Source organism: Anaerovorax odorimutans, from assembly GCF_024459955.1.
GTDB classification, from domain to species: Bacteria; Bacillota; Clostridia; order Peptostreptococcales; family Anaerovoracaceae; genus Hominibacterium; species Hominibacterium odorimutans_A.
In genome coordinates this window covers 1-206 of sequence record NZ_JANFXK010000287.1, presented here as the reverse complement: position 1 = coordinate 206, position 206 = coordinate 1, and the positions used below count along the sequence as shown (strand labels likewise).

Sequence of the window (206 nt, the reverse complement as noted above, 5' to 3'; positions counted from 1 at the left end):
CCGAACTTTGACGAGACAGAGAAAGAACCTGTTGTACTTCCGTCAAGATTTCCTAATCTTCTTGTAAATGGTACGTCAGGTATCGCGGTTGGTATGGCAACAAATATTCCTCCGCATAATCTGCGTGAAGTCATCAATGCCGTTGTAAAGATCATAGACGATCAGATTGATGAAAACGGAGAAACTTCGATGGAAGATATTCTTCA

1 protein-coding gene is annotated in these 206 nt (G+C 41.3%); it reads left to right on the top strand.

What is annotated here, in order from left to right; all coding sequences use genetic code 11:
- Positions 1–206 (top strand): DNA gyrase subunit A (locus NE619_RS18805; protein WP_256133962.1); only part of this gene is annotated, 206 nt, incomplete at both ends.